The organism is Aquisalimonas lutea, from assembly GCF_030409225.1.
GTDB classification, from domain to species: domain Bacteria; phylum Pseudomonadota; class Gammaproteobacteria; order Nitrococcales; family Aquisalimonadaceae; genus Aquisalimonas; species Aquisalimonas lutea.
The window spans coordinates 1-15,693 of record NZ_JAUFPK010000011.1 but is presented as its reverse complement, the minus strand read 5'-3'; the positions used below and the strand labels follow the sequence as shown (position 1 = coordinate 15,693).

Sequence of the window (15,693 nt, the reverse complement as noted above, 5' to 3'; positions counted from 1 at the left end):
CCACATGACCAATCGTACCGACATTGCAGTGCGGCTTCTTACGCTCAAACTTGCTCTTGGACACGACTCATCCCCTTGTTCTGTTGCCGCCGCCCGTGCAGCGGCTTGCTACTGACTACCGTGGAGTGGCCGCAGCACAGCGGCCGAACGGCGCCCCTCAGGACGCCTTCTGCACCTCTGCCGCAACGCTTGCTGGCGCTTCCGCGTAGTGATCGAAGGCCATCACGTAGCTGGCCCGACCCTGTGTCGTGGAGCGCAAGTCCGTGGAGTAACCGAACATTTCCTTGAGCGGCACGTCGGCGCGGATATTCCGCCCCATGGGCGTCTCTTCCATGCCCTTGATCGTGCCGCGGCGCCGGTTGAGGTCGCCGACCACGTCGCCCATGTAGTCCTCGGGCGTGACAACCTCCACGGCCATGATCGGCTCGAGCAGGCACGGGTCGGCCTTGACCACGGCTTCCTTGAACGCCATGGAGCCGGCAATCTTAAACGCCATTTCCGAAGAGTCAACATCGTGGTACGAGCCGTCGAACAGCTGCACCTTGAAATCGACCACCGGATAACCGGCGATGACGCCGTTCTCGGCCTGCTCCCGGATGCCCTTGTCCACGGACGGGATGTACTCCTTCGGAATCACGCCGCCGACGATCTGGCTCTCGAACTCGTAGTGGCCGCCACGCTCGAGCGGGATCAGGCGGATCCAGACGTGGCCGTACTGACCGCGACCGCCCGACTGGCGCACGAACTTGCCTTCCTGCTCGACTTCCTTGCGGATGGACTCGCGGTAGGCCACCTGGGGGTTGCCCACATTGGCCTCGACCTTGAACTCGCGCTTGAGCCGGTCGACGATGATCTCCAGGTGCAGCTCGCCCATGCCGGAGATGATGGTCTGGCCGGATTCCTCGTCCGTGCGCACCTGGAAGGACGGGTCCTCCTGGGCGAGCTTGCCCAGGGCCATGCCCATCTTCTCCTGGTCGGCCTTGGACTTGGGCTCCACCGCCACCGAGATCACCGGCTCGGGGAACTCCATGCGCTCCAGGGTGATGTGCTTGTCCGTCGCGCACAGCGTATCGCCGGTGGTGACTTCCTTGAGGCCCACGGCGGCGGCGATATCGCCGGCCCGGACCTCCTTGATCTCCTTGCGCTCGTTGGAGTGCATCTGCACCAGCCGGCCGATGCGCTCCTTCTTGCTCTTGACCGGGTTGTACACCTGGTCGCCGGAGTTGATGACCCCGGAGTAGACGCGGAAGAACACCAGCGTGCCCACGTACGGGTCCGTGGCAATCTTGAACGCCAGCGCGGAGAACGGCTCGTCGTCGTCGGGGTGGCGCTCGGCCGGCGTGCCGTCGTCCAGCTCGCCCTGGATGGCGGGGACATCCCACGGGTTCGGCATGAATTCGATGACCGCATCCAGCAGCGCCTGAACGCCCTTGTTCTTGAACGCGCTGCCGCAGGTCACGGCCACGATCTCGTTGGCGATGGTCCGCTTGCGCAGGCCGGCGCGGATGTCGTCGTTGGTTAGCTCGCCCTCGAGGTACTTGTTCATGAGCTCTTCATCGGCCTCGGCCGCGGCCTCGACCATCTGCTCGCGGTGCGATTCGGCCGTTTCCTTGAGCTCGTCCGGGATATCGCGGGACTCGTAGGTAACACCGGCATCCTCGGTGTTCCAGTAGATAGCCCGCATGCCGATGAGATCGACCACGCCGGCGAACTGGTCTTCGGCGCCGATGGGCAGCTGGATCGGCACCGCGTGGGTGCCGAGCCGGTCGTTGAGCATCTTCACGCAGCGGTAGTAGTCCGCGCCCATCTTGTCCATCTTGTTGACGAACACCATGCGCGGCACGCTGTACTTGTTGGCCTGGCGCCAGACGGTTTCGGTCTGCGGCTCCACGCCGGCGTTGGCATCCAGCACGCAGACGGCGCCGTCGAGCACCCGCAGCGAGCGCTCGACCTCGATGGTGAAGTCCACGTGGCCCGGCGTGTCGATGATGTTGATCCGGGTCTCGGGGTACTGCTTGTCCATCCCCTGCCAGAAGGTGGTGGTCGCGGCAGAGGTGATCGTGATGCCACGCTCCTGCTCCTGGCTCATCCAGTCCATCACCGCGGCGCCGTCGTGCACCTCGCCCATCTTGTGGGAGATGCCCGTATAGAACAGCACGCGTTCCGTGACAGTGGTCTTGCCGGCATCGATGTGGGCCATGATGCCGATATTGCGATAGCGCTCGATTGGAGTCTTGCGTGGCACGGTCAAATACCCTTGCTGTTACCAGCGATAATGAGAAAACGCCTTGTTGGCCTCGGCCATGCGATGCGTGTCTTCCCGCTTCTTCACGGCGCTGCCGCGGCTCTCGGCCGCTTCCCGGATCTCGCCCGCCAGGCGCTGCGCCATGGTCTTCTCGCTGCGCTTGCGCGCGGCATCGATGAGCCAGCGCATCGCCAGCGTGTTGCGCCGCTCCGGGCGCACTTCCACGGGCACCTGGTAGGTGGCACCGCCGACGCGCCGGGATTTCACCTCGACGGCCGGCCGGATGTTCTCCAGCGCCTGCTCCATGACGCCCACCGGCTCATCGGAGCCCTTGGACTGGATCTGGTCGAGGGCATCGTAGACGATGCGCTCGGCGACGGACTTCTTGCCGTCGCGCATGAGCATGTTGACGAACTTCGCCAACATCTCGCTCCCGAACTTGGGATCCGCCAGCACCTTGCGTTTGGGGACTTCTCGTCTTCTCGGCATGTCTGTATCCGAAACCTGTCAGAGTACGTAAACGGAGACCGCTAGCCCTTGGGGCGCTTGGTACCGTACTTGGAACGGCCCTGGCGGCGCTTGTCGACACCGGCGGTATCGAGCGCGCCCCGGACCGTGTGATAGCGCACACCCGGGAGGTCCTTGACACGACCGCCGCGGATGAGCACCACCGAGTGCTCCTGGAGGTTATGGCCTTCACCGCCGATGTACGAGGCCACCTCGTAGCCGTTGGTCAGGCGTACACGCGCGACCTTGCGCAGGGCCGAGTTCGGCTTCTTCGGCGTGGTGGTATACACCCGCGTGCACACGCCGCGCTTCTGAGGGCAGGCCTCCAGCGCCGGCACGTTGCTTTTGGCGGCTTTGCTGCGGCGTCCCTTACGGACGAGCTGATTAACAGTAGCCATGAACTCGCTCACTCCAAACCGTAAACAGAACGACAGGCCGAGCGGGCCGGCCTGTCGAAGGTGCGCAATTGTAGGCAGACGGCCCTGGGCTGTCAACCAAGGCCTTGTCTGGCGGGGCTTTGACGGGAATGCGACGGACGAAGCCAGGGCGGGGCCGCCCCGGGGCAGGAACTTGCCCCGGGGCAGCCTGCCCCGCTACTCGTCCGGCGTCTCCCCGGAGGCATCCGCCTCGCTGCCGGCCCGCTCGGTCTCGGCGAGCTCCGAGGCCAGCTCCGCTTCGGCATCCGCCGCCGTCGTCGGCAGGTCCGCCTGGCGCAGCCGCCGGCGTTCCTCGTGATAGGCGTAGCCGGTGCCGGCGGGGATGAGGCGTCCCACGATGACGTTCTCCTTGAGACCGCGGAGCTCGTCCTTGGCCCCGCGCACGGAGGCCTCCGTGAGCACCCGCGTGGTCTCCTGGAAGGACGCCGCCGAGATGAACGACTCCGTGGACAGCGAGGCCTTGGTGATGCCCAGCAGCAGCGGCTGGTACTCCACGGGCTGCTTGTCGCCGATGCGGAGCTCGTCGTTGATCTCCTCGACGGTGGCCCGGTCCACCTGCTCGCCGCGGAGCAGCGTGCTGTCCCCCGGCTCCGTGACCTCGCACTTGCGCAGCATCTGGCGGATGACCACCTCGATGTGCTTGTCGTTGATCTTCACGCCCTGCAACCGGTAGACGTCCTGGATCTCCTTGACCACGTAGGCGGCCAGGGCCGGGACGCCCAGCAGGCGAAGAATGTCGTGGGGGCTCGGCTCGCCGTCGGCGACGACCTCGCCCTTCTCCACATGCTCGCCCTCGAAGACGTTGATGTTGCGCCACTTGGGAATGAGCTCCTCGTGGCTGTCGCCTTCCTGGGGCGTGATGATCAGCCGCTGCTTGCCCTTGGTCTCCTTGCCGAAGGACACGGTCCCGGAGATCTCCGCCAGGATGGCCGGCTCCTTGGGCTTGCGGGCCTCGAACAGGTCCGCCACCCGGGGCAGGCCGCCGGTGATGTCGCGGGTCTTGGACGACTCCTGGGGAATCCGGGCGAGCACGTCGCCCACGTCCACCTCGGCGTTGTCCTCGACGCTGATGATGGCGCCGCCGGGCAGGTAGTACTGGGCCGGGATGTCCGTGCCCGGAATCATGATGTCCTCGTCGTTGTCGTCGACGAGCTTGATCATGGGCCGCATGTCCTTGGCCGCCACCCGCTCGTCCTGCTTGGCGCCCGGCAGCTGGCTCGGGTACTCCTGGTTGCCCCGGCTCTTGGGATCGGTGATCTCCAGGCTCGACAGCCCGGTGATCTCGTCCACCTGCCGGTTGACGGTCACGCCCTCGATGAAATCGAAGAAGCGCAGGCGCCCGCGCACCTCGGTGACGATCGGGTGGGTGTGCGGATCCCAGGAAGCCACCACCTGGTTGGCCTCGACCGCGTCGCCCTCGTCGACCGTCACGGTGGCGCCGTAGGGGACCTTGTAGCGCTCGCGCTCGCGACCCTGCTCGTCCATGATCGTGATCTCGCCGGAGCGGGAGGTCACCACCAGGTTCCCGGAGTGGTGGCGGATCGTGTTGAGCTTGTGGAAGCGCACACGGCCGTCCGACTTCGCCTCGACGTCGCTTACCGCGGCCGCGCGGGAGGCGGCGCCGCCGATGTGGAACGTCCGCATGGTGAGCTGCGTGCCGGGCTCGCCGATGGACTGGGCGCCCATGACGCCCACGGCCTCGCCGACGTTGACCTGGTGCCCGCGGGCGAGGTCACGCCCGTAGCACAGCGAGCACACGCCGTGGCGGGTATCGCAGGTGATGGGCGAGCGCACCTTGACGTCGTCCACACCCATACGCTCGAGCCGGTCGACCAGGGCCTCGTCCAGCATCGTGCCGGCGGGGATCGCCACCTCCTGGCTCTCGCTGTCGAGCACGTCGTGGCAGAGCACCCGCCCGAGCACCCGCTCGCTGAGCGGCTCGACCACGTCGCCGCCCTCGATGATCGGGGCCATGTAGACGCCGTTGTCGGTGCCGCAGTCCTCCTCGGTGACCACGAGATCCTGGGTCACGTCCACCAGGCGGCGCGTGAGATAGCCGGAGTTGGCCGTCTTCAGCGCGGTGTCCGCCAGGCCCTTGCGGGCGCCGTGGGTGGAGATGAAGTACTGCAGCACGTTCAGCCCTTCACGGAAGTTCGCCGTGATGGGCGTCTCGATGATGGAGCCGTCCGGCTTGGCCATGAGACCGCGCATGCCCGAGAGCTGGCGGATCTGCGCCGCCGAGCCGCGGGCCCCGGAGTCGGCCATCATGAAGATGGAGTTGAACGAGGTCTGCTGCACCTCGTTGCCCTCGGCGTCGACCACCGTCTCGGTGCCGAGCTTGTCCATCATGGCGTTCGCCACCGAGTCGTTGGTCTGCGCCCAGATGTCCACGACCTTGTTGTAGCGCTCGCCGTTGGTCACCAGGCCCGAGGCATACTGCTCCTCGATGTCCTTGACCTCTTCCTCGGCGCGGCCGAGGATCTCCCCCTTCTCCTCGGGGATGACCATGTCGTTGACGCCGATGGACACCGCCGCGCGGGTGGAGAAGTAGAAGCCCATGTACATGAGCTGGTCGGCGAAGATGACCGTGTCCTTCAGCCCCACGTCGCGGTAGCAGGCGTTGATGGTCGCGGAGATGGCCTTCTTGTTCATCTCCCGGTTGACCAGGTCGAAGGCCAGCCCCTCCGGCATGATGCGGTAGATCAGGGCACGTCCCACGGTGGTGTCGTAGCGGGTGATCACCGTCTCGCGGTTGCCGTCGTCGTCCACCCGGAGCTCGGGGATGCGCACCTTGACCTTCGCCTGCAGATCCACCGTGCCGCTGTCGTAGGCGCGGTGCACCTCGTTGAGGTCGGTAAAGGCCATGCCCTCGCCGCGGGCGTTCACCCGCTCCCGGGACATGTAGTACAGCCCCAGCACCACGTCCTGGGAGGGCACGATGATGGGATCACCGCTGGCCGGCGACAGCACGTTGTTGGTGGCCATCATCAGCGCCCGGGATTCCAGCTGCGCCTCCAGGGACAACGGCACGTGCACGGCCATCTGGTCGCCGTCGAAGTCGGCGTTGTAGGCGGTGCACACCAGCGGGTGAAGCTGGATGGCCTTGCCCTCGATGAGCACCGGCTCGAACGCCTGGATGCCCAGGCGGTGGAGCGTCGGCGCACGGTTGAGCAGTACCGGGTGCTCGCGGATCACCTCTTCGAGGATGTCCCAGACCTCGGGCACCTCGCGCTCGACCATCTTCTTGGCCGCCTTGATGGTGGTGGCCAGGCCCAGCCGCTGGAGCTTGGAGAAGATGAACGGCTTGAACAGCTCCAGCGCCATGCGCTTGGGCAGCCCGCACTGGTGCAGGCGCAGGGTCGGGCCGACCACGATCACGGAGCGGCCGGAGTAGTCCACGCGCTTGCCCAGCAGGTTCTGCCGGAAACGGCCCTGCTTGCCCTTGATCATGTCGGCCAGGGACTTCAGCGGACGCTTGTTGGTGCCGGTGATGGCGCGGCCCCGCCGGCCGTTGTCCAGCAGCGCGTCCACCGACTCCTGCAGCATGCGCTTCTCGTTGCGCACGATGATGTCCGGCGCGTTGAGGTCCAGCAGCCGCTTGAGGCGGTTGTTGCGGTTGATCACCCGCCGGTAGAGGTCGTTGAGATCCGAGGTGGCGAAGCGCCCCCCGTCCAGCGGCACCAGCGGCCGCAGGTCCGGCGGCAGCACGGGCAGCACGTCCAGGATCATCCACTCCGGGTGGTTCCCGGACTGCACGAACGCCTCGACGATCTTGAGCCGCTTGGACAGCCGCTTGATCTTGGTGTCGGAGTTCGTGGCGTCGAGCTCTTCCCGGAGCTTCTTCTGCTCCTCCCGCAGGTCGACGCTGGAGAGCAGCTCCTTGACCGCCTCCGCGCCCATGCGGGCGTCGAACTCGTCACCGTACTGTTCCACGGCATCCAGGTAGCCCTCGTCGGTGAGCAGCTGGCCGCGCTCCAGCGGCGTCATGCCCGGATCGATGACGATGAACGCCTCGAAGTAGAGCACGCGCTCGATGTCGCGCAGGGTCATGTCCAGCAGCAACCCGATGCGCGAAGGCAGCGACTTGAGGTACCAGATGTGCGCCACCGGGCTGGCCAGGTCGATGTGGCCCATGCGCTCGCGGCGCACCTTGGCCAGGGTGACCTCGACGCCGCACTTCTCGCAGACCACGCCGCGGTGCTTGAGCCGCTTGTACTTGCCGCACAGGCACTCGTAGTCCTTCACCGGGCCGAAGATCTTGGCGCAGAACAGGCCGTCGCGCTCCGGCTTGAAGGTACGGTAATTGATGGTCTCCGGCTTCTTGACCTCGCCGAAGGACCAGGACCGGATCATCTCCGGCGAGGCCAACCGGATCCGGAGGCCGTCGAAATCGTCCGGCTGTGCGCCGGTCTGCTTGAACAGATTGAGAAGGTCTTTCATAGCTGTTCGTCCGCCAACCTTGTTGGTGAATGCTGACGCTGCCGCCGGCGCGCCGGCCGGCGGCAATGTTCCCGGTGATCAGTCCTGTTCCAGCTCGATGTTGATACCGAGGGAGCGGATCTCCTTGATCAACACATTGAAGGATTCGGGCATGCCCGCCTTCATCTCGTGCTCGCCGTCGACGATGTTCTTGTACATCTGCGTACGGCCGTTCACGTCGTCGGATTTCACCGTCAGCATCTCCTGCAGCGTATAGGCTGCGCCGTAGGCCTCCAGTGCCCAGACCTCCATTTCGCCGAACCGCTGGCCACCGAACTGCGCCTTGCCGCCCAGCGGCTGCTGGGTGACCAGGGAGTACGGCCCGGTGGAACGGGCGTGCACCTTGTCGTCGATGAGGTGGTTGAGCTTGAGCATGTACATGTAGCCCACGGTCACCGGGCGCTCGAAGGCATCGCCGGTGCGGCCGTCGTAGAGCGTGGTCTGCCCCGACTCCGGCAGGCCCGCCTGGCGCAGCATGTACTTGATCTCTTCCTCGCGGGCGCCGTCGAACACCGGCGTGGCCATGGGCACGCCGCCGCGGAGGTTGTCGCACAGGCGCATCACCTCCTCGTCCGACAGATCGGCCAGGTCCACGGTCTGCCCGCTGTGGTTGTAGATCGCGTCCAGCTCCTGGCGGAGGTCGTCCACCCGGGACTTGGCGTCCAGCATGTTGCCGAGCTTGCGTCCCAGCTCCTTGGCCGCCCAGCCCAGGTGCACCTCCAGCACCTGCCCCACGTTCATGCGCGAGGGCACGCCCAGGGGACTGAGCACCACGTCCACGGGCCGGCCGTCGGAGTCGAAGGGCATGTCCTCCTGGGGCACGATCATGGAGATCACGCCCTTGTTGCCGTGCCGGCCGGCCATCTTGTCGCCGGCCTGGAAGCGCCGCTTCACGGCCAGGTAGACCTTGACCATCTTGAGCACGCCGGGCGCGAGATCATCACCCTGGGTGATCTTCTCCTTCTTCTCCTCGAAGTGCCGCTCGAAGGCCTCCTGCTGGGACTTGAGCTGCTGCTGCACGCGCTCCAGGAGCTCGTTGGCGGACTCGTCCTTGAGCCGGATCTCGAACCACTTCTCGCGGTCCAGCGTCTCCAGGTACTTCTCGGTGACCTCGCTGCCGGCGGTGAGCCCGTTGGGCCCGCCTTCCGCCTCGAGGCCCACGATGGCGGACTGGATGCGCTGGAAGGCGTCGTCCTCGAAAATGCGGTACTGGTCATCCAGATCCTTGCGGATCTTCGCCAGCGCCTCCTTCTCGATGGACAGCGCCCGGGCATCCTTCTCCACGCCGTCCCGGGTGAACACCTGCACGTCGATGACGGTGCCGTCCATGCCCGAGGACACGCGGGAGGAGGTGTCCTTCACGTCCGAGGCCTTCTCGCCGAAGATCGCCCGCAGGAGCTTCTCCTCCGGGGTCAGCTGGCTCTCGCCCTTGGGCGTGACCTTGCCCACCAGGATGTCGCCGGCCTTGACCTCGGCGCCGATGTAGACGATGCCCGACTCGTCCAGCTTGGACAGCGCGGACTCGCCCACGTTGGGAATGTCGGCGGTGATCTCCTCCGGCCCGAGCTTGGTATCCCGGGCCACGCAGGTGAGCTCCTCGATGTGGATCGTGGTGTAGCGATCCTCCTGGACCACCCGCTCGGAGATGAGGATGGAGTCCTCGAAGTTGTAGCCGTTCCAGGGCATGAAGGCGACGAGCATGTTCTGCCCGAGGGCCAGCTCGCCCATGTCCGTGCTGGGTCCGTCGGCGAGCACGTCGCCGCGGGCCACCACGTCGCCCACGTTCACCAGGGACTTCTGGTTGACGCAGGTGTTCTGGTTGGAACGGGTGTACTTGGTCAGGTTGTAGATGTCCACGCCCGGCTCGCCGGGGGCGGTCTCGTCGTCGTTGACCCGGATCACCGCGCGGGCGGCATCCACGGACTCGACCACGCCGCCGCGCCGCGCCACCACGGTGACGCCGGAGTCGGTGGCCACGGCACGCTCCATGCCGGTGCCCACCAGGGGCTTCTCGCCGCGCAGCGTCGGCACCGCCTGGCGCTGCATGTTGGCACCCATGAGCGCGCGGTTGGCGTCGTCGTGCTCCAGGAACGGCACCAGCGCCGCGGCGACGGATACCGTCTGCTTCGGCGAGACGTCCATGTACTGGATCTTGTCCGGCGTGGACATGCCGAACTCGTTCTGGTGCCGGATGGAGATCAGGTCGTCCGCCAGGTAGCCGTTCTCGTCCAGGCGCGCGTTGGCCTGGGCGATGATGTAGCGGGACTCCTCGATGGCCGAGAGGTAGTCCACCTGGTCGGTGACCTGGCCGTCCACCACCCGCCGGTACGGCGTCTCCAGGAAGCCGTAGCGGTTGGTCTGGGCATAGCAGGCCAGCGAGTTGATCAGGCCGATGTTCGGCCCTTCCGGCGTCTCGATGGGGCAGACCCGGCCGTAGTGGGTCGGGTGCACGTCGCGCACCTCGAAGCCGGCCCGCTCGCGGGTCAAGCCGCCGGGCCCGAGGGCGGACACGCGCCGCTTGTGGGTGACCTCGGAGAGCGGGTTGTTCTGGTCCATGAACTGCGACAGCTGCGAGGAGCCGAAGAACTCCTTGATCGCCGCGGCCACGGGCTTGGCGTTGATGAGCTCCTGGGGCATCAGCCCCTCGCTCTCGGCCAGGCTCAGCCGCTCGCGCACCGCCCGCTCGACGCGCACCAGGCCGACGCGGAAGACGTTCTCGGCCATCTCGCCCACCGAGCGGATGCGGCGGTTGCCGAGATGGTCGATGTCGTCCACCGAGTCCTTGCCGTTGCGGATGTCGATGAGCGTACGCAACACATCCAGGATGTCGTCGTTGGCCAGCGTCCCCGGGCCGGTGACCTCGTCGCGGCCGACACGAAGGTTGAACTTCATGCGCCCCACGGCGGAGAGATCGTAGCGGTCCTCCGAGAAGAACAGGTTCTGGAACAGGTTCTCGGCGGCATCCTTCGTCGGCGGCTCGCCCGGGCGCATCATGCGGTAGATCTCCACCAGCGCCTCGAGCTGCGTGCGCGTGGTGTCGATGCGCAGGGTGTTGGAGATGTACGGCCCCTGGTCCAGGTCGTTGACGAACAGCGTGTCGATCTTCTTGATGCCGGCGTCGCGGATGGACTGGATGATCTCCGGGGTGAGCTCCGCGTTCGCCTCGGCGATGATCTCGCCGGTGGAGCTGTCCACCACGTCCTTCGCCAGGATCCGGCCCTCCAGGTATTCCTCGGGCACGGTGAGCTGGTTGAGCCCGGCCTTCTCCATCTGCCGGATGTGGCGCGCGGTGATCCGCCGCCCCTGCTCCACCAGGGTCTCGCCGTCGAGCTCGATGGGGAACTGCGCCGTCTCGCCCCGCAGGCGCTCCGGCACCAGGTCCATGACCACGCTCTTCTTCTTCAGGTGGAAGGTGTTCTTCTCGAAGAACAGGTCCAGGATTTCCTCCGGACCGTAGCCCAGCGCCCGCAGCAGCACCGTCGCCGGCAGCTTGCGCCGGCGGTCGATGCGCACGAAGATGTTGTCGCGCGGATCGAACTCGAAATCGAGCCAGGAGCCGCGATAGGGGATCACCCGGGCGGTGAACAGCAGCTTGCCGGAGGAATGCGTCTTGCCCTTGTCATGGTCGAAGAACGCACCCGGGGAGCGGTGCAGCTGGTTGACGATGACCCGTTCCGTACCGTTGACGACGAACGTGCCGTTCTCGGTCATCAACGGCAGCTCGCCCATGTAGACTTCCTGCTCCTTGACGTCCTTGACCGTCTTGGCGTCCTTGTCATACAGGACCAGGCGCACCAGGGCGCGCAGCGGCGCCGCATAGGTCATGCCGCGGAGCTGGCACTCCTGGACGTCGAACACGGGCGTGCCGATACGGTAGTTCACGTACTCCAGCGCGGCCGTGCCCGAATAGCTGCTGATCGGGAACACCGAACGGAAGGCCGCATGCAGCCCCGCCTCGTCGCGGGCGTCGGGCGCCTTGCCGGGCTGCAGGAACTTTTCGTAGGAATCCAGCTGCGTCGCTAGAAGATAGGGGACCTCCAGAATGTTGGGGATCTTGCCGAAATCCTTGCGGATACGCTTCTTTTCGGTGAACGAATAGGCCATCGAGGTTCCTCACCCATGTTCGTCCGGAGAACGAGACAGTTGCTCAAACTTCCGTACTCAGGTCAGCGCCGAAGCACGTAACTTTGAACCTGCCCGCTCCTCCGGTTATCCCGGAAACGGGAAAAGGCCGGCGGCCCTCACGGCCACCAGCCGATCCCGATACAGCTTGCCAGCGCTTGCCACCGTCAAGTGTTACTTGATCTCGACGGACGCGCCAGCCTCTTCCAGCTTGCTCTTGATGTCGTCGGCCTCTTCCTTGGACACGCCCTCCTTGAGAGAAGACGGCACGCCCTCGACGACTTCCTTCGCCTCCTTCAGGCCCAGGCCGGTGATGCCGCGCACGGCCTTGATCACGCCGACCTTGTTGTCGCCGAAGCTGCTCAGGACAACGTCGAACTCCGTCTGCTCCTCGGCGGCCTCGGCCTCCTCGCCGCCACCGCCGGCGGCCGGCGCAGCGGCCACGGCTGCGGCCGCGGTGACGCCGAACTTCTCTTCCATCGCCTCAATGAGATCGACGACCTCAAGGACGCTCATGTTCCCGATGGTCTCGAGGATTTCCTCTTTGGAAACAGCCATTGCATATACTCCTGCTTGAACGGTCAGATCAGCCCCGCGGGGCGTCTGCTGCATCGATTGAAACAATCAGGCAAAACCCGAAAGCCGGTCAGCCCGCCTCCTTGGCGTCGCGAATGGCGGCCAGCGTCCGCACCAGCTTGCCGGGCACCTCGTTCAAGGTGGTCGCCAGCTTCTGGGTGGGCGCCTTCATGGTCGCCATCAGCTTGCTCAGGGCCTCGTCGCGGGTGGGCAGGCTCGCCAGGCGCTCCAGTTCGGAGGCCGGGTAAACCGAGCCGCTGACCGCGACGAACTTCGGAACCAGCCTGGCGTTCTCCTTGGAATAGGATTTCACCAGCCGTGCCGCTGCGCCCGGATCCTCCTGGGAGAATGCGAGCATCAGCGGGCCTTCGAAGCGCTCGGTCATGCACTCGAAGTCCGTGCCCTCAACCGCCCGACGCGCAATGGAGTTCTTGACTACCCGCAGGTAGACCCCCTGATTGCGTGCCTGGGCGCGCAGGCTGTCCATCTGGGTCGCCTTGATGCCGCGATACTCCGCGGCAACGGCCGAGTGGGCCGTCCTGGCGACCGCATTGACTTCCGCGGTCATCGCCTTCTTCTGTTCCAGACTCATTGGCATTGATAATGTCCTCCTGGAACGGGCCATGACCCCCGGCATCCGGTGGATGCCAGGGCGCGTTCGAGCCGGGCCGGAGCCCGGCTCTCCCCTTGCGGGGTCAAACGGTCGCCTTCCGCAGCATGAATCTGCCCGGGGGCTGCACCGTCTGCGCCGGCCGACCATGTACATGGTCGATTAAGTGGCCGGAGCCACGCCGTGCGGTCTCCGACGGCTGCCGCTGTTCCGACAGCCTCAAGACACCGCGCAGGTACCGGTCGCGCCGGCACCTGATGCGGATTCCTCAGTACTTCACCGTCGACAGGTCGACGTTGACGCCGGGTCCCATGGTCGACGACACGGTCACCTTCTTGAAGTAGATGCCCTTGGCCGCCGCCGGCTTCGCCTTCCAGAGGTCCGAGACCAGGGCCTCCAGATTCTCGCGCAGCTGATCCGGCGTGAAATCGATCTTGCCGATCCCTGCATGGATGACGCCCTTGCGGTCCGTGCGGTAGCGCACCTGGCCCGCCTTGGCGTTCTTCACCGCGGTGGCCACGTCCTGGGTGACGGTGCCCACCTTGGGGTTCGGCATGAGACCACGCGGGCCCAGAATGGTTCCGAGCTTGCCGACCGTCCCCATGGTGTCGGGGCTCGCGATGACCACGTTGAAGTCCAGGTCGCCGCCGCGGATCTGCTCCGCCAGGTCGTCCATGCCGACCACGTCGGCTCCGGCTTCCTGCGCCGCGTCGGCCTTGTCCCCCTGGGCGAACACGGCCACCCGCACGCTCTTGCCGGTGCCGTTGGGCAGCACCGTGGAGCCGCGCACGATCTGGTCCGACTTGCGCGGATCCACGCCCAGGCTCACCGCGACTTCCACGGTCTCCTTGAACTGCGGCGCCGGCAGCGACTGCAGCAGACTGAAGGCGTCATCCACCGGGTAGAAGCGCAAGCGATCCACCTTCTCCGCGAACACCTTCTGGCGCTTGGTGAGCTTCGCCATGATTCAGACCCCCTCCACGTCGAGACCCATGCTCAGCGCGCTGCCGGCAATGGTCCGTACCGCCGCATCCATGTCGGAGGCGGACAGGTCCGGCTCCTTGGTGCGGGCGATCTCCTCGAGCTGCTCCCGGGTCACCTTGCCCACCTTCTGGGTGTTCGGGCGCCCGGAGCCGCTCTTGATCCCGGCAGCCTTCTTGAGAAGGATCGACGCCGGCGGGGTCTTGGTAATGAACGTAAAGCTGCGGTCGGCGTAGACCGTAATCACCACCGGAATCGGCAGCCCCGGCTCCAGCTCCTGGGTCTGGGCGTTGAACGCCTTACAGAACTCCATGATGTTGACGCCGTGCTGGCCCAGCGCAGGGCCCACCGGCGGCGAGGGATTGGCCTGCCCCGCCTTGACCTGCAGCTTGATGTAAGCTGATACCTTCTTGGCCATGATATAGCCTCCTGTCGTGGGTACGAACGCCTTGCGGCTCCCCGGTTACGCTGCCCCGCCGCCGGATGAACCGGCCCCGGGGCAGTACAGCTCCGTCAGGCCTTCTCGACCTGATCGAACCCGAGCTCCACGGGCGTCGAGCGGCCGAAGATCAGCACCGCGACCCGCAGACGGCTCTTGTCGTAGTTGACCTCTTCCACCGCGCCGTTGAAGTCGGTGAAGGGGCCGTCGATGACGCGCACCACCTCGCCGACCTCGAACAGCACCTTCGGGCGCGGCTTCTCCACGCCCTCCTGGACGCGGTTGAGAATCTGCTCGGCCTCCTTGTCGGAGATGGGCGCCGGCTTGTCGCTGCGACCGCCGATGAACCCCATCACCCGCGGCACCTCCTTGACCAGGTGCCAGGTGTCGTCGTCCATCTCCATGCGCACCAGCACGTAGCCCGGGAAGAACTTGCGCTCGCTGCGCCGCTTCTGGCCACCCCGGATCTCGACCACCTCCTCGGTGGGGACCAGGATCTCGCCGAACCTGTCCTCCATCCCGGCGCGCTTGATGCGCTCCTCCAGGGACTGCTTGACCTTGTTCTCGAAGCCCGAGTAGGCGTGAACCACGTACCACCGCATCGTCATGCGTCAGCCTCCCGGAAGAATGATCTGCTGGAAGCCCCAGGAAAGGAGCATGTCCAGAAGCCAGAGGAATATGGCCACCAGGATCACCACGATGAGCACGATGATGGTGGTCTGCACCGTCTCCTGCCGGGTCGGCCAGACCACCTTGCGCACCTCGGTGCGGGCGTCCTGGAGGAATCGCCAGAGGTTCTGTCCCGGATTGCTGGTCACGGCAATGCCGACGGCCACGGCGCCAACGGCAAGGATGCCGAGGACGCGGAAGATCTGCGGCTGATCTTCGTACACGTAGAAGCCGACAATCCCGGCGCCGAGAATGACGAGCGCCGTCACCAGCTTGACGGTATCAGCCGGCGAGTTTTCGGTGTTGGGCCTGGACTTCATCGGTTCCGAGGGACTCCGAACGGGGTGTGCCGCATGCGGCGGTGGACCCTGCCATCATGTTGAGTGGCAGGCCAGGAGGGACTCGAACCCCCAACCTGCGGTTTTGGAGACCGCTGCTCTGCCAATTGAGCTACTGGCCTGTTGTGCCTGGTACCACGGAACCGAAGCGGCGACGACGCGGAGCGGACCAAGCCGCACCGCGCCGCACAGTCTACCGCATTGTTCCGTGCGACGGCGACCCCCGAATTACTCGATAATCTTCGAGACGACGCCGGCGCCGACGGTGCGGCCGCCTTCGCGAATGGCAA

The 15,693-nt window shown here is 65.8% G+C and carries 11 protein-coding genes and 1 tRNA gene; all 12 read right to left on the bottom strand.

All coding sequences use genetic code 11. The features are described from left to right. Positions 1–157: 157 nt before the first annotated feature. The 12 genes from fusA to QWY84_RS19930 all read right to left on the bottom strand — a co-directional run bounded on the left by fusA (position 158) and on the right by QWY84_RS19930 (position 15,525). The gene (gene fusA, locus QWY84_RS19985; RefSeq protein WP_290204821.1) at positions 158–2,245 is read right to left on the bottom strand and encodes an elongation factor G; all 2,088 of its coding nucleotides are present in this window, start codon (positions 2,243–2,245) and stop codon (positions 158–160) included. A gap of 18 nt (positions 2,246–2,263) precedes the next feature. Next, positions 2,264–2,734, bottom strand: a complete 471-nt coding sequence (gene rpsG / locus QWY84_RS19980; RefSeq protein ID WP_290204820.1) for a 30S ribosomal protein S7 — start codon at positions 2,732–2,734, stop codon at positions 2,264–2,266. Positions 2,735–2,775: 41 nt separating this feature from the next. Beyond that, positions 2,776–3,150, bottom strand: a complete 375-nt coding sequence (gene rpsL / locus QWY84_RS19975) for a 30S ribosomal protein S12 (protein ID WP_290204819.1) — start codon at positions 3,148–3,150, stop codon at positions 2,776–2,778. 195 nt (positions 3,151–3,345) lie between these two features. Next, on the bottom strand, positions 3,346–7,629 hold the full coding sequence (rpoC, locus tag QWY84_RS19970) for a DNA-directed RNA polymerase subunit beta' (protein ID WP_290204818.1): 4,284 nt from the start codon (positions 7,627–7,629) through the stop codon (positions 3,346–3,348). A gap of 78 nt (positions 7,630–7,707) precedes the next feature. Further along, positions 7,708–11,772, bottom strand: a complete 4,065-nt coding sequence (gene rpoB, locus QWY84_RS19965) for a DNA-directed RNA polymerase subunit beta (protein ID WP_290204817.1) — start codon at positions 11,770–11,772, stop codon at positions 7,708–7,710. Between the two features lie 192 nt (positions 11,773–11,964). Further along, positions 11,965–12,348, bottom strand: coding sequence for a 50S ribosomal protein L7/L12 (rplL, locus tag QWY84_RS19960; RefSeq protein ID WP_290204816.1), 384 nt, complete (start codon positions 12,346–12,348; stop codon positions 11,965–11,967). A gap of 88 nt (positions 12,349–12,436) precedes the next feature. Then, a complete protein-coding gene (gene rplJ, locus QWY84_RS19955; RefSeq protein ID WP_290204815.1) occupies positions 12,437–12,964 on the bottom strand; it encodes a 50S ribosomal protein L10 in 528 nt (175 codons plus the stop codon). Between the two features lie 280 nt (positions 12,965–13,244). After that, a complete protein-coding gene (gene rplA, locus QWY84_RS19950) occupies positions 13,245–13,940 on the bottom strand; it encodes a 50S ribosomal protein L1 (protein WP_290204814.1) in 696 nt (231 codons plus the stop codon). Positions 13,941–13,943: 3 nt separating this feature from the next. Next, positions 13,944–14,375, bottom strand: coding sequence for a 50S ribosomal protein L11 (gene rplK / locus QWY84_RS19945; protein ID WP_290204813.1), 432 nt, complete (start codon positions 14,373–14,375; stop codon positions 13,944–13,946). Positions 14,376–14,470: 95 nt separating this feature from the next. Then, a complete protein-coding gene (gene nusG, locus QWY84_RS19940; RefSeq protein WP_290204812.1) occupies positions 14,471–15,004 on the bottom strand; it encodes a transcription termination/antitermination protein NusG in 534 nt (177 codons plus the stop codon). A gap of 3 nt (positions 15,005–15,007) precedes the next feature. Next, positions 15,008–15,385, bottom strand: coding sequence for a preprotein translocase subunit SecE (gene secE / locus QWY84_RS19935; protein ID WP_290204811.1), 378 nt, complete (start codon positions 15,383–15,385; stop codon positions 15,008–15,010). Positions 15,386–15,449: 64 nt separating this feature from the next. After that, a tRNA-Trp gene (locus tag QWY84_RS19930) sits at positions 15,450–15,525 on the bottom strand. Positions 15,526–15,693 lie beyond the last annotated feature (168 nt).